Annotated in this window: 9 protein-coding genes and 2 pseudogenes; 8 read left to right on the forward strand and 3 right to left on the reverse strand. The window is 68.5% G+C overall.

What is annotated here, in order from left to right; translation table 11 throughout:
• Together R6V09_RS02085 and R6V09_RS02090 are read right to left on the reverse strand one after the other, a co-directional pair.
• A pseudogene (locus R6V09_RS02085) lies at positions 1 to 243 on the reverse strand (ABC transporter ATP-binding protein); the annotation flags it as partial.
• A complete protein-coding gene (locus tag R6V09_RS02090) occupies positions 240 to 1175 on the reverse strand; it encodes an aminoglycoside phosphotransferase family protein (protein ID WP_317879582.1) in 936 nt (311 codons plus the stop codon). The pseudogene R6V09_RS02085 and the gene R6V09_RS02090, both read right to left, overlap by 4 nt.
• A 550-nt stretch (positions 1176 to 1725) precedes the next feature.
• Between R6V09_RS02090 and R6V09_RS02095 the strand changes: the two genes are divergently transcribed.
• The 3 genes and pseudogenes from R6V09_RS02095 to R6V09_RS02105 form a co-directional block, all read left to right on the forward strand.
• Positions 1726 to 2358 (forward strand): TetR family transcriptional regulator, encoded by a 633-nt coding sequence (locus R6V09_RS02095; RefSeq protein ID WP_317879583.1) that lies wholly within the window; start codon positions 1726 to 1728, stop codon positions 2356 to 2358.
• A gap of 230 nt (positions 2359 to 2588) precedes the next feature.
• Positions 2589 to 4256 carry a choline dehydrogenase gene (gene betA, locus R6V09_RS02100; protein ID WP_317879584.1) on the forward strand — a complete coding sequence of 556 codons (1668 nt, stop codon included), beginning with the start codon at positions 2589 to 2591 and terminating at the stop codon, positions 4254 to 4256.
• Positions 4250 to 4408: pseudogene (locus R6V09_RS02105) on the forward strand (5,10-methylenetetrahydrofolate reductase); the annotation flags it as partial. The gene betA and the pseudogene R6V09_RS02105, both read left to right, overlap by 7 nt.
• A 541-nt stretch (positions 4409 to 4949) precedes the next feature.
• On the opposite strand, the gene purU reads toward R6V09_RS02105, so the two are convergent.
• Positions 4950 to 5822, reverse strand: a complete 873-nt coding sequence (gene purU / locus R6V09_RS02110; RefSeq protein ID WP_317879585.1) for a formyltetrahydrofolate deformylase — start codon at positions 5820 to 5822, stop codon at positions 4950 to 4952.
• 220 nt (positions 5823 to 6042) lie between these two features.
• On the opposite strand from purU, the gene R6V09_RS02115 reads away from it, so the two are divergent.
• The 5 genes from R6V09_RS02115 to R6V09_RS02135 all read left to right on the forward strand — a co-directional run bounded on the left by R6V09_RS02115 (position 6043) and on the right by R6V09_RS02135 (position 14267).
• Complete coding sequence (locus R6V09_RS02115; protein WP_317879586.1) at positions 6043 to 7512, forward strand: aldehyde dehydrogenase family protein; 1470 nt, start codon at positions 6043 to 6045, stop codon at positions 7510 to 7512.
• Positions 7513 to 7532: 20 nt separating this feature from the next.
• On the forward strand, positions 7533 to 8621 hold the full coding sequence (locus R6V09_RS02120) for a quaternary amine ABC transporter ATP-binding protein (protein ID WP_317879587.1): 1089 nt from the start codon (positions 7533 to 7535) through the stop codon (positions 8619 to 8621).
• The gene (locus R6V09_RS02125) at positions 8621 to 10627 is read left to right on the forward strand and encodes an ABC transporter permease (protein WP_317879588.1); all 2007 of its coding nucleotides are present in this window, start codon (positions 8621 to 8623) and stop codon (positions 10625 to 10627) included. The genes R6V09_RS02120 and R6V09_RS02125 overlap by 1 nt, the downstream gene beginning before the upstream one ends.
• Positions 10628 to 10640: 13 nt before the next feature.
• Positions 10641 to 11612, forward strand: a complete 972-nt coding sequence (locus tag R6V09_RS02130; protein ID WP_317879589.1) for an ABC transporter substrate-binding protein — start codon at positions 10641 to 10643, stop codon at positions 11610 to 11612.
• A gap of 216 nt (positions 11613 to 11828) precedes the next feature.
• Entirely contained in the window at positions 11829 to 14267 is a 2439-nt protein-coding gene (locus R6V09_RS02135; RefSeq protein ID WP_317879590.1) for a GcvT family protein, read from the forward strand.
• Positions 14268 to 14282 lie beyond the last annotated feature (15 nt).

A 14282-nucleotide genomic window follows, 5' to 3' on the forward strand; every position in this document is an offset into this window, starting at 1 on the left:
GGCGCCGACGGCCAACTGGCAGCCGGCCAGCAGGAGTACGGCCCGGCGGTCGATTGCCCAGGCCATGCGCGCGGTCCGCGACAGCACGGACGGCAGCCGCCGCACCATCGCCGCGAACGCGGCCTCCTCCAACGGGTTCTTGCTGTACTTGCCGCCGTAGCGCAGTTCGGCGGGCGGCGGCGGAGCAACCCGCCCCGCCCCCACCGCTCCCACGGGCGCAGTCTGCTGGGACGCGGCGCTCACCAGGCTCCTCCCCGTAGGTCGCTCTTGAGCCGGTCCAGTACCGTCCGGGCGGTGTCGGCCGCTGCTTGGTCTGCCTGGTCTGCTCGGTCCGTGCGGTCCGCCCGGTCCGCCCGGTCCAGGCTCTCGGCCAGTGACCGCACAGCGTGCAGACCCGTCAGACAGCGCAGGGCCTGCCGTTCCTCGGCGCCGAGGGCGCGGCCGTAGCCGTCGAAGAACGCGGTGCGTACCGGCGGCCGTTCGGCCCACAGCCCGTAGGCGAGGTGGACGAAGTCGACGACGACCGGGGCGAAACGCGCTCGGTCGAAGTCCTGGAGGGCCGGTCGTGAGGTGCCGGACCACCGGAGGCCGGCTTCGATGCCGCCGCCGTGGATGAAGCCGAGAGGCAGCCGGTCCAGGACGCGCAGGTGGTCGGCGAGCGCCATGACGAACTTCTGGTCCTCCGCCGACAGTTGATCACCGGCCGCGTCGGCATGGCGTGCCGCCGTGTCGGCGAGACGGGACAGGAGCGCGGATGCGTCATGGCGCGCGGTGGTGGTGGGCCGTCCGGCCTGGTGCAGCTCGGCGACGAGCATCCCGGCCCGCCAGTGGACCGTCTTCAGTGCGGTATCCGTCAACTGAGCCTGCTGCAGGGGAGTGCCGGGCAGCGCGGTCAGGATCATCGCCAGGTGCCGGGCCGAAGTGGCCACCAGACGCGGCGCGTTGCCGGAACCGAGGGCGGGCACGGCGTGCCGGTAGGCGAACGTCTCCCGGGTGAAGGCCCCCGGCGACGGCGCGGTCTTGAGATGGAAGCGGGCGTTGTCGGACCCGCGGACCACGTGCCACACGGCCACGGGTGACGAGCCGGGTGGGAGACGGCGTACAGCGGTGAGCGGGCCCAGGGTGTTCTCGGCCCAGGAACGGAGCTGCGCCGGAAGGAGGTTCGGGTCGGTCACGCCCCCCACCTCGGTGTCGGGCGTGACATATCCGAGATGGGCGATACGGCGGCGCTGGCACCGGACGTCGTACGGGGACCGGCAGCCGCCCGAGTGGTCTCGGGCCGTCCGGGGACGGGATGGGCGCAGACGACGGGGGTGGGGTTCATGGTTCCTCCAGTGGTCGACCAGGTGGGCGAACGGGCGTGGACCGGTGGCGCTGCGTACGGCGGCCACCGGGACTCATCACCAACAGGGCTGCGTACAGGCAGGGTTGGGGACGACTGATGATGACCGGGACAACGAGCCCGCCGCTGGTTTCGAACACGCGTGTTTGAGTCGCTTCCTTGCCGCGTGATTGCGGGGCGCTCCGGTCACGCACCCCTGAATTGCGGGGTGCACGGGGGTACCGGGCGTGGCCGAATCGACGCCCCACCTTTCCATTGACTCGAAGACTCGATGAACTCCCGCTTGTGAGATTGAGTCTCAGTGTCAGCACCTGTGGCACCTGGTCGTACATGTCGCGTCAATGAGACGTAATCTCTTAAAAGAAACGTGATAGCGTGCGGCCATGGTTACCCCTCCGGGCGAGCCGGTGCTGTCGCTGCGAGAGCGCACACGACTGGCCGTCAAGGCGCAGGTCGCCGAGATCGCGCTGGAGATGTTCCTGTCGCGCGGCTTCGAGCAGACCACGATCGAACAGATCGCCAAGGCCGCGGGCATGTCCCGGGCAACGTTCTTCCGCTACTTCGCCACCAAGGAAGACGTCCTCCTGGTCATGACGGAGGACTACGCCCGGCACGCGCAGGACGCCCTCAAGCAGCGGCCGGACGACGAACCGGTCTGGACAGCGCTACGGCACGCCCTGGAGCCCGCCGTCCGGCAACAGGGCAAGGGCAGCGCCGCCGCACTCCAGACGGCCCGGGCGATCGTCCAGTCGCCCTCGGTGCGCAGCCGCTACCAGGAGCGCTATCTGCAACTGCGAGAACTTCTGCGCCCCGAGGTGATCCGCCGGACCGGCACAACGGGCGACCCGGGCGCATCGGCTCTCATCGCCAGCGCCCTCGGCTGCCTCGACGCGGCCATCGAGACCTGGGTCGAGCGCGACGGCACCGTCCCCCTGCACCAGCTTCTCGACCGGGCCATGGACGCGGTCCACCCGCTCGCCCCGGACCCGCGCTCTGGTGCCGACGCGGCTGTCTGACGTGTGCCGCGAGCCTTGAGCCGGTCGCTCGGGACGGTCCTGCCTTCCGACTCGAAAACGCGGTCCGTCCTCGAAGTCGCGCTGTCCCACCTGCCGCGCGACGTAGTCGACTACCGGTAACAACCCCGAAACCCGGACCTTGCAAGTTGCGTTGCTCGCAACCTGGTGCGTATGGCGATACCCGTATTAGCATGCCTCGCGTATCTACGGCGCGAGCGAGACGAGAGATCATGGCTCCCCTGCAATACGACTTCGTCATCGTCGGCGGTGGATCCGCCGGCAGCGCACTGGCGAACCGGCTCTCCGCGGACCCGGGCAACCAGGTGCTGGTCCTGGAGGCCGGCCGGCCCGACTACCCGTGGGACGTCTTCATCCACATGCCCGCCGCGCTGACCTACCCGATCGGCAGCCGGTTCTACGACTGGAAGTACGAGTCGGAACCCGAGCCGCACATGGGCGACCGGCGCGTCTACCACGCGCGCGGCAAGGTGCTGGGCGGCTCCAGCAGTATCAACGGCATGATCTTCCAGCGCGGCAACCCCATGGACTACGAGCGCTGGGCCGCCGACGCGGGCATGGAGAGCTGGGACTACGCGCACTGTCTGCCGTACTTCCGGCGCATGGAGAACTGCCTCGCGGCCGAGCCCGACGACGAGTTCCGCGGCCACGACGGCCCGCTCGTCCTCGAACGCGGCCCCGCCGCCAACCCGTTGTTCGGCGCCTTCCTCAACGCCGTGCAGGAAGCGGGCTATCCGCGCACTGAGGACGTCAACGGCTACCAGCAGGAGGGCTTCGCGCCCTTCGACCGCAACGTCAGCCGAGGTCGCCGACTCTCCGCCTCCAAGGCGTATTTGAAGCCCGTGCGCAAGCGGCCCAACCTCACCGTCACCACCCGCGCGATGGTCAACCGCGTCCTCTTCGAGGGCAAGAAGGCCGTCGGTGTCGAGTACCGGCACCGCGGCAAGGTCCACCAGGTGCGCGCCCGCGAGGTCATCCTCTGCGGCGGTGCGATCAACTCCCCGCAGCTGCTTCAGCTTTCGGGCATCGGCAACGCCGAGGAGCTGAGCGCCCTCGGCATCGACGTCGTCCACGACCTGCCGGGGGTCGGCGAGAACATGCAGGACCACCTGGAGGTGTACATCCAGTACGCCTGCAAGCAACCCGTCTCCATGCAGCCGTACATGGCGAAGTGGCGCGCCCCCTTCATCGGCCTGCAATGGCTCTTCCGCAAGGGTCCCGCCGCGACCAACCACTTCGAGGCCGGCGGCTTCGCGCGCAGCAACGAGGACGTCGACTACCCCAACCTGATGTTCCACTTCCTGCCCATCGCGGTCCGCTACGACGGCTCCTCGCCGGCCGGCGGCCACGGCTACCAGGTGCACGTCGGGCCCATGTACTCCGACGCCATCGGCTCGGTGAAGATCAAGAGCAAGGACCCGCTGGAGCATCCGGCGCTGCGCTTCAACTACCTGTCCACGGAACAGGATCGGCGCGAGTGGGTCGAGTCGATCCGGGTTGCCCGCAAGCTCCTCAACCAGCCCGCCATGGCCCCGTACAACGACGGGGAGATCTCGCCCGGCCCGTCCGTCGAGACCGACGAGGAGATCCTCGCCTGGGTGGCCAAGGAGGGCGAGACCGCCCTGCACCCGTCCTGCACCTGCAAGATGGGCACCGACGACATGTCCGTCGTCGACCCGACCAGCATGCGGGTGCACGGAGTCGAGGGGCTGCGGGTCGTCGACGCGTCGGTGATGCCGTACGTCACCAACGGCAACATCTACGCGCCCGTCATGATGATCGCCGAGAAGGCGGCCGACCTCATCCTCGGCAAGGAGTCCCTGGCCCCCTCCAAGGCCGTGTACTACCGCCACCGCGACGCCCAGAAGCAGTCCGGGTAGGGCGCGACGTCGTCGTCACCGTGACGGCGTCGCCGGTCAAAGGGCTGGAGCCGACCCTCGACCTCGTCGGACGGCTGGCGGCGCACGGCTACCGCGTGATCCCGCACGTGCCTGCGCGGCTGCTGCGGGACGAGGCACACCTCAAGGACGTGGCGCGGCTGGGCGACTAGGGCGTCTTCCGGGTGCCGTCCGCTGCGGTGGGCGTTGCTGGGGGCTCCGCCCCCAGACCCCCGTCGACCCTGAAGGGGCCTCGTCCTCAAACGCCGGACGGGCTGGATATAGCCGGCCTGCGTTTCAAGTTGCCGAAGACGGCTGGATGTTGTCGGCCTGCGTTTCAAGTTGCCGGAGACGGCTGGATGTTGTCGGCCTGCGCATTGAGTTGCCGGAGACGGCTGGATTTGCCGGCCCGCGTTCCAAGCCGCCATGGGCAGGCTGATGTGTGCGCACGTGTTCCACGTTGCCGGGGACAGGCTGAGGCGTGCGTTCCCGCGTTCCACGTTGCCGGGGGACAGGCTGAGGCGTGCGTTCCGGCGTTTCAAGTTGCCGGGGACAAGCTGATGTGCACGCGCTCGCGTGCCAAGTCGCAGCCGACAGGCTGCCGTCAGCGTGCCGGCGCCCCAAGTGCCGCCGCCAGAAGCCGTATACAGCACGCACCCGCACCCGCCGCAACCTCGGCCGTACTCACCCACACCCTCACCGGAACACCACCGTCCGATTCCCGTACACCATCACCCTGCTCTCGCTGTGCCACTTCACCGCGTGCGCCAGCACCTGCGCCTCCACGTCCCGCCCCACCGTCACCAGCTCCTCCGCGTCGAGCGAGTGGTCGACGCGGACCACGTCCTGGTCGATGATCTGGCCCTCGTCCAGCTCCGGCGTCACATAGTGCGCGGTCGCGCCCACGAGCTTCACCCCGCGGTCGTAGGCCTGCTGGTAGGGGCGGGCGCCCTTGAAGCTGGGCAGGAAGGAGTGGTGGATGTTGATGGCGTGGCCTTCGAGCTGCTTGCAGAGGTCGTCGGAGAGGATCTGCATGTAGCGGGCCAGCACCACCAGGTCGATGTCCAACTCCCTTACCAGTTCGAGGAGTCGGGCCTCGGCCTCGGCCTTCGTGTCCCTGGTGACCGGGATGTGGTGGAAGGGGATGCCGTAGGTGTCCGCGAGGCCCTCGAAGTCCCGGTGGTTGGAGACGATCGCCGGGATCTCGATGTTGAGGGCGCCGGTGCGCTTGCGGAAGAGCAGGTCGTTCAGGCAGTGGCCGAACTTGGACACCATGATCAGGGTCCGGGTCGGCGTCGAGGCGTCCCGGAGGGTCCAGGAGATGCGGTAGGCCTCGGCGACCGGACCGAATCGGTAACGCAGTGTTTTCAGGTCGGCGTTTGGATCGGAAACGTCGAAGTGGACCCTCATGAAGAAGCGGCCCTTGAGCCGATCATCGAATTGCCGGCTCTCCAGGATGTTGCCGGAGTTCCGGACGAGGAAGCCGCTCACGGCGTGGACGAGTCCGGTGGTGTCCGGGCACGAGAGGGTGAGGACGAATTCGCGGCCAGGGTGCGGTCGAGGGGACATGGGCGGCCTCCGGCGGTGCGTGTTGCGCAACAAGGTGGGCGATACGCAACATGGTTGGGCCGGGCGTCGCTTGCGGTCAAGAGGTGGCCGGGCAATGGGCCGCATGGCGAAATCGTCATCTGCCAACCCCTTGACGTATGTCTGCACATTCGCCAGGGTGTTCCACCACAAGCAATACGGTGCACAATGCGCAACGGAATTCGCTCGAAGGGCTCCACACGTGGCAGACCTGTATGTGGACGGAGAATGGCGCGACGCGGTGGCCGGTGGCCACCGTGAGATCCGCTGTCCCGCCGACGGCACGCTCACCGCGACCGTGTCCGAGGGAACACGTCCCGACACCGAGGCCGCGATCGCCGCAGCCCGCCGCGCCTTCGACGAAGGGCCCTGGCCGCGCACCCCCGAGCGGGAACGCGCCGCGCTGCTGCTGCGCACCGCCGACATCCTTGAGCGCGACGCCAAGGAGTTCGCCCGCGCCGAGTCGCTGGACACCGGCAAGCGGCTGGTGGAGAGCGAGTACGACATCGCTGACATCGTCTCCTGCTTCCGCTACTACGGCGGGATCGGCGGCACCGACGCCGGGCGGGTCATCGACACCGGGCGCGACGACGCCGTGAGCCGGGTCGTCTACGAGCCCGTCGGGGTGTGCGGGCTCATCACCCCCTGGAACTACCCGCTGCTGCAAGCCAGTTGGAAGGTCGCTCCGGCGCTCCTCGCGGGCAACACGATCGTCCTCAAGCCCAGTGAGCTCACCCCCTCCACCTCCATCCTGCTGATGAAGGCGCTGGAGGAGGCCGGGCTGCCGGCCGGTGCCGCCAACCTCGTGCTCGGGACCGGGCCCGAGGTGGGGGCGCCGCTCTCCGAGGACCCCGCCGTCGACATGGTCTCCTTCACCGGTGGCCTGGAGACCGGCAAACGCATCATGGCCACCGCCGCCGCGACCGTGAAGAAGGTTGCGCTGGAGCTGGGTGGCAAGAACCCCAACGTCATCTTCGCCGACGCCGACTTCGAGACGGCCGTGGACTTCGCGCTCACGGCCGTCTTCCTGCATTCCGGTCAAGTCTGCTCCGCCGGCGCCCGGTTGATCGTCGAGGACTCGCTCCACGACCGGTTCGTGGATGAAGTCGTCCGTCGCGCCAGGCAGATCAGACTCGGCGGGCCCTTCGACCCAGAGGCCGAGACCGGGGCGCTGATCTCCGCGCAGCACCGCGAGAAGGTCGAGGCGTATGTCGCGGCCGGTGTCGCGGAGGGTGCCGTACTGCGGTGCGGTGGGGAGCGGCCGACCGAACCCGCCCTCGCCGACGGCCACTTCTACCCGCCGACCGTCCTCGACGGCTGCACGCAGGACATGCGGGTGGTGCACGAGGAGTCCTTCGGGCCCGTGCTGACCGTCGAGCGCTTCACCGACGAGGACGACGCCGTACGCATCGCCAACGACACCGAGTACGGACTCGCCGGCGCCGTCTGGACCCAGGACGCGGGGAAGGCCCAGCGGGTCGCCCGGCGGCTGCGGCACGGCACGGTGTGGATCAACGACTACCACCCCTATGTGCCGCAGGCGGAATGGGGTGGCTTCGGACACTCGGGCGTGGGACGAGAGTTGGGACCGACCGGCCTGAACGAGTACCGAGAGCCCAAGCACATCTGGCAGAACATCCAACCCCGGCCGCAGCACTGGTTCCGCGGCTGAACGCCGAAAAGAGGTCGATCGTGACCCCAGCACAGACCGAGGTGCCGCAGCGGCGCGGCACGCCCCAGGACTCGGCCCCCACCCCGGTCATCTCCGTGCGCAAGCTGTGGAAGGTGTTCGGGCCGAAAGCGGACCAGGTACCCGACTCAGAGGAACTGTGCGGGCTCACCCGCCGTGAGCTGATGGACCGCACCGGCTGCACCGCCGCCGTACGCGATGTGAACTTCGAGGTCTCGCCCGGCGAGGTCTTCGTCGTCATGGGCCTGTCCGGCTCCGGGAAGTCCACCCTGGTGCGATGTCTGACCCGGCTGATCGAACCGACCTCCGGTGAGATCGTCTTCGAGGGCGAGGACATCCGGGACGCGGACGCCAAACGGCTGCGCGAGCTGCGGCGTCGTAAGTTCTCCATGGTCTTCCAGCACTTCGGACTGCTGCCGCACCGCAGGGTCGTGGACAACGTGTCCTTCGGCCTGGAGATCCGCGGCATGAGCAAGGCCGAGCGCACCAAACGGGCCCTGGAAGTAGTCGAGTTGGTGGGCCTGTCGGGATACGAGAACTCCTACCCCGACCAGCTCTCCGGCGGTATGCAGCAACGCGTCGGTCTCGCCCGGGCGTTGGCCGGTGACCCGGACGTCCTCCTCTTCGACGAACCGTTCTCCGCGCTCGACCCGCTGATCCGCCGTGACATGCAGAACGAGGTCATCCGGCTGCACCACGAGGTCGGCAAGACCATGGTGTTCATCACCCACGACCTGTCCGAGGCGCTGAAGCTGGGCGACCGCATCCTCATCATGCGCGACGGCAAGATGGTCCAGTGCGGCACCGGGGACGAACTGGTCGGCGCCCCGGCCGACGACTACGTGCGCGAGTTCGTGAAGGACGTGCCGCGCGGTGACGTCCTCACCCTGCGCTGGATCATGCGTCCCGCCGTGGACGAAGACGCCCTGGACGGCCCGGAGTTGGGCCCGGACGTCGTCGTACGGGAGGCCACTCGCGCGGTGCTCGCGGCCGACAAGCCGGTCAAGGTCGTCGAGAACGGCAAGCTGCTCGGCATCGTCGGCGACGAGGAGATCCTCGCGGTCGTCGCCGGGCGGGAAGGCGACGCGTGATGACCGTCGCCGTGGAGAAACCGGAGCCCGCACAGCAAGTCGCGGACGCCGCGCCGGAGTTGAAGAACCCGCGACGCAAGGTGACCCGGCCCATGATGGTGGGCGCGATCGTCGTCGTGTGGCTCGTGCTGTTCGCTGTGCTGCGTGGCAAGCAGACGCTGACACTCGCGGCGGCCGATCTCACCGGTCTGCACCGGTGGTTCAACGACCTCAACGACTCGGTCGGTGCGAACCGCAACTCCAACCCGCTGTTCCTCTACTTCTTCAACGAGATCCGCCTGGTCATCGACAACCTGGTGACCTTCGTCCAGGACCTGATCTCGCAGCCGAGCGGCGACCGCCCGGTGCCGCAGATCGGCTGGCTCGGGGTCGTCGGCATCGCCGGCTTCGTGTCCTGGGCCGTGGGCAACTGGCGGGTCGCGCTCCTCGCCATGGCCGGCTTCGCCTTCTTCGGGCTCCAGGGCCTGTGGCAGGAGAGCATGGACACCCTCGCGCTCACCCTCTCCGCGGTCCTCGTGGCGCTGGTGTTCGCGATTCCGCTGGGGGTGTGGGCGGGGCTGTCCGACCGGTTCAACCGGATCATCACGCCCTTCCTGGACTTCATGCAGACGATGCCGACCTTCGTCTACCTCGCCCCGCTGACCCTGATCTTCCTCATCGGCCCGGCCTCCGCCGTGATCGCCACGGTGATCTACGCGGCCCCGCCCGCGATCCGCATCACCGCGCACGGCATCCGCAACGTGCCGGAGACGACCGTCGAGGCGGCCGACTCGATGGGCTCGACCCGCTGGCAGTCGCTGCTGAAGGTGCTGCTGCCCATGGCCAAGCGGACCGTGGTGATGGGCGTCAACCAGACCATCATGGCCGCCCTCGCGATGGTCACCATCGCGGCCCTGATCGACGCGCCCGGCCTCGGCAAGACCGTCATGCAGGCCCTCCAGTCGCTCGACGTCGGTACGGCCTTCAACGCGGGCCTGGCCATCGTGATCATGGCCATCGTCCTCGACCGGGTCACGACCGCGTCCAGCACGCGTGCGGAAGAGGTCCGCAACGCGACCGGCCGCTTCCTCAAGTGGCGCCGCCCGCTGCTCGGTTCGGGCGCGGTGGTCGCCGTAGTGCTGATCTATCTGTCGCACACGTATTTGTGGGCGGCGCAGTTCCCCGGCGACGGCACCACCGGCAGCCACATCGCGAGCGCGGCGGACAGCGTGACGACCTGGGTGCAGGACAACCTGTCGAGCCTCACGAGCGCCTTCCGCAACGCGATCACCAACGGTCTGCTCAACCCGTTCCAGTCGCTGCTCACCGACTCCCCGTGGTGGCTCGTCGGTGCGGTGCTGGTCGGGATCGCCGTGGTGCTCGGCGGTTGGAAGGTCTCCGTCACCACGGCCGTGTGCGTGGGCCTGCTGGTGGGCACCGGCATGTGGTCGGACGCCATGACGACGCTGGCCTCGACGATCGTGGCGACGGTGCTGGTGATGGTGTTCGGCATCGCCTTCGGCGTGTGGATGGGGCGCAGCATGATGGTGGACCGGCTGCTGCGGCCCACACTCGACGCAGCACAGGTCATGCCACCGTTCGTCTATCTCGTGCCGTTCCTCGCGCTGTTCGGCCCGTCGCGCTTCACCGCGATCGTCGCGGCCGTCGTGTACGCCGTACCGGTCGCCATCAAGATCATCGCCGACGGGATCAGGGACGTGCCCGAGACCACCGTCGAGGCGGCGACCGCGGCCGGCTGCAACACCTGGCAGATCATCACCAAGGTTCAACTCCCGATGGCACGCAGCGCCCTGACTCTCGCGACCAACCAGGGCCTGATCTATGTGCTGTCGATGGTTGTTGTGGGCGGCCTGGTGGGAGCCGGCGCCCTCGGCTACGACGTCGTGGCCGGATTCTCGCAGAGCGAGCTGTTCGGAAAGGGTCTGGCGGCGGGGCTGGCCATCGTACTGCTCGGAGTCATGTTCGACCGGATCACGCAGGCGGCCGCGCGCCGAACCAGCGCTTAAGGAGCACGACACCATGGCAAGACACTGGCGAACCGGCGCGGCCGGCCTGGCCGTCCTCGGCCTCACCCTCACCGCGTGCGGCGGGGCGAAGGTCGGCGACACCTCCTCGGGCTCGGGCAGCAGCTCGGGCAGCTCGGCAAAGTGCGGGACCTTCAACCTCGCGGTCAACCCGTGGGTGGGCTACGAGGCGGACGCGGCGGTCGTCGCGTACGTCGCCCAGCACCAACTCGGCTGTACGGTCGACAAGAAGGACCTGAAAGAGGAGATCGCCTGGCAGGGCTTCGGGACCGGCGAGGTCGACGCCGTCCTGGAGAACTGGGGCCACGACGACCTCAAGAAGAAGTACATCACCGGCCAGAAGACCGCCGTCGAGGCCGGCCAGACCGGCAACAAAGGCATCATCGGCTGGTACGTACCGCCGTGGCTGGCCAAGGCCCACCCCGACATCCTGAACTACAAGAACCTCAACAAGTACGCGTCCAAGTTCAAGACCTCCGAGTCGGGCGGCAAGGGCCAACTCCTCGACGGCGACCCGTCGTACGTCACCAACGACGCCGCGCTGGTGAAGAACCTGAAGCTGGACTTCAAGGTGGTGTACGCGGGCAGCGAGACCGCGCTCATCCAGGCCTTCCGCACCGCCGAGAAGAACAAGCAGTGGGTCATCGGCTACTTCTACGAGCCGCAGTGGTTCCTCTCCGAGGTCGCGCTCAAGAAGGTCACCCTGCCCGCGTACACGACGGGTTGTGACGCGGTCGCCTCGAAGGTCGCCTGTGACTATCCGGTCTACGACCTCGACAAGATCGTCAGTGCGAAGTTCGCCAAGTCGGGCAGCCCCGCCTACAACCTGGTGAAGAACTTCAACTGGACGAACGAGGACCAGAACACCGTCGCCAAGTACATAGCGCAGGACAAGTTGTCCGACGACGCGGCGGCGAAGAAGTGGGTCGACGCCAACCAGGCCAAGGTGGACGCCTGGCTCAAGTAGGCGGCGGAAGAACAGAGTTGACCATGCCCGGTGGGCGGTGCGCGCGGACGCGTACCGCCCACCGGGCATCGCCGTGTTCGGCCGGTGATCGGGGGCGTCTTCCGACGTCACGGGACCCCTTGACACCCGCTCCTCGCGCCGGGCACATTGAGTTGCGCAACCTGAAGCATGTTGCGCAGACAGCAACCGGATTGCTTTCTAGCCGGAGGTGCGGCGATGGCGGGACCCCGAGTGGTCATCATCGGAGCGGGAGTCGTGGGGGCGGCGCTCGCGGACGAGATCTCCGCGCGAGGCTGGACCGAAGTGACCGTGGTCGACCAGGGCCCGCTGCCCGCCACCGGGGGCTCGTCCTCGCACGCCCCAGGACTGGTCTTCCAGACCAACTCCTCGAAGACCATGACCGAGTTGGCCCGCTACACGGTCGAGAAGTTCTGCTCCCTCGACGTCGACGGCAAGCCCTGCTTCCTCCAGGTCGGCGGCCTCGAAGTCGCCACCACCCCCGAGCGCGTCGCCGAACTCCACCGCCGCCACGGCTGGATCACCGCCTGGGGCATCGAGGCCCGCCTGCTGAGCCCCGAGGAGTGCGTCGAGCACCACCCGCTCCTCAACCCCGACAAAGTCCTCGGCGGCCTCCTGGTCCCCACCGACGGCCTCGCGAAGGCCGTCCTCGCGGTGGAGGCGCAGATCCGCCGGGCGACCGAACGCGGCGTGACCTTCCTCGCCCGCCACGAAGTCCTGGACGTCCAGCAGACCGACGGCCGCGTCACCGGCGTCCTCACCGACCAGGGCGAGCTCCCCGCCGACATCGTCGTCTGCTGCGCCGGCATCTGGGGCCCGAAGATCGCCCGCATGGTCGGCATGAACCTCCCGCTGACCCCGCTCGGCCACCAGCTCGCCTGGACCGGCCCGGTACCCGCCCTCGCCGGCCAGACCGAGGAGGCCGTCCGCCCGATCCTGCGCCACCAGGACGCCGACCTCTACTACCGCGACCGCTTCGACGCCATCGGCATCGGCTACTACGGCCACCGCCCGATGCCCATCTCGGCCGACGACATCCTCTCGGTCGGCGAGGCCGACGACATGCCCTCCGTCCTCAAGTTCACGGAGGACGACTTCGCGCCCGCCTGGACGGAAACGCAGTCCCTGCTCCCCGCGACGAAGGACGCGAAGGTCGAGGAGGGCATCAACGGCCTCTTCTCCTTCACCACCGACAACTTCCCGCTCCTCGGTGAGTCCCCGGAGGTCAAGGGCTTCTGGGTCGCCGAGGCGGTCTGGGTCACGCACTCGGCGGGCGTCGGCCGCGCGATGGCCGAGTGGCTGGTCGACGGCCACTGCTCGTCCTTCGACCTCCACGAGTGCGACGTCAACCGCTTCGAGCCGCACCAACTCGCCCCGGAATACGTCCTGGCCCGCGACTGCCAGAACTTCGTCGAGGTCTACGACATCCTCCACCCCCTCCAGCCGTCCGGTAGGCCGCGCCCGATTCGCACCAGCCCCTTCCACACCCGCCAGCAGGAACACGGCGCGGTCTTCCTGGAGGCGAACGGCTGGGAGCGCCCGCAGTGGTACGAGGCCAACTCGGGCCTGGTGGAAGGCCGTTCGATCCCCACCCCCAACGACTGGGCGGCCCAGTACTGGTCGCCCATCGTCGGCGCCGAAGCGCAGGCCACCCGCGAGACCGTCGCGCTGTACGACATGACGGCCCTCAAACGCCTCGAAGTGACCGGCCCCGGAGCCGCCGACTTCCTGGAGGGCCTGGTCACCGGCAAGGTCGCCAAGTCGGTCGGCTCGGTGACGTACACCCTCCTGCTGGACGAGGACGGCGGCATCCGCAGCGACATCACCGTCGCCCGCCTGGCCCGCGACCAGTTCCAGGTCGGCGCCAACGGCAACCTCGACCTCGACTGGTTCACCCGCCACCTGCCCGTCGATGGAACGGTCCAGGTCCGCGACATCACCCCCGGCACGTGCTGCATCGGCCTGTGGGGCCCACTGGCCCGCAAGGTTCTCCAGCCCCTGACGGACGAGGACTTCACGAACGACGGCCTCAAGTACTTCCGCGCCAAGCGGGCCTACATTGGAACGGTCCCGGTCACCGCCATGCGCCTCTCCTACGTCGGCGAACTCGGCTGGGAGCTGTACACCACCGCCGACCAGGGCCAGAAACTCTGGGACACCCTGTGGCAGGCCGCGCAGCCGCTCGGCGGTGTCATCGCCGGACGCGGCGCCTTCAACAGCCTCCGCCTGGAGAAGGGTTACCGCTCCTTCGGCACCGACATGACCTACGAGCACGACCCCTACGAGGCCGGCGTCGGCTTCGCCGTCAAGCTCGACAAGGGCGACTTCCTCGGCAAGGCCGCACTGGAACGCCGAAAGACCGACGTACAGAGGCAGTTGACCTGTCTCACCATCGACGACCCCCGCTCGGTCGTCATGGGCAAGGAGCCGGTCTACGACGGCGAGCGCGCCGTCGGCTACGTCACCAGCGCCGCCTACGGCTACACGATCGGCAAGGGCATCGCCTACGCCTGGCTGCCGTCCGAACTCGCCACCCCCGGCACGACCTTGCACATCGGCTACTTCGACGAGCGCGTCGAGGCGGTCGTGGCGGCGGAGCCGCTGTTCGACCCGACGATGTCCCGTCTCCGTGGCTGACCGGAAGGACGAGAA

Origin of the sequence: Streptomyces sp. W16 (assembly GCF_033194735.1) — a bacterium.
Lineage (GTDB): Bacteria > Actinomycetota > Actinomycetes > Streptomycetales > Streptomycetaceae > Streptomyces.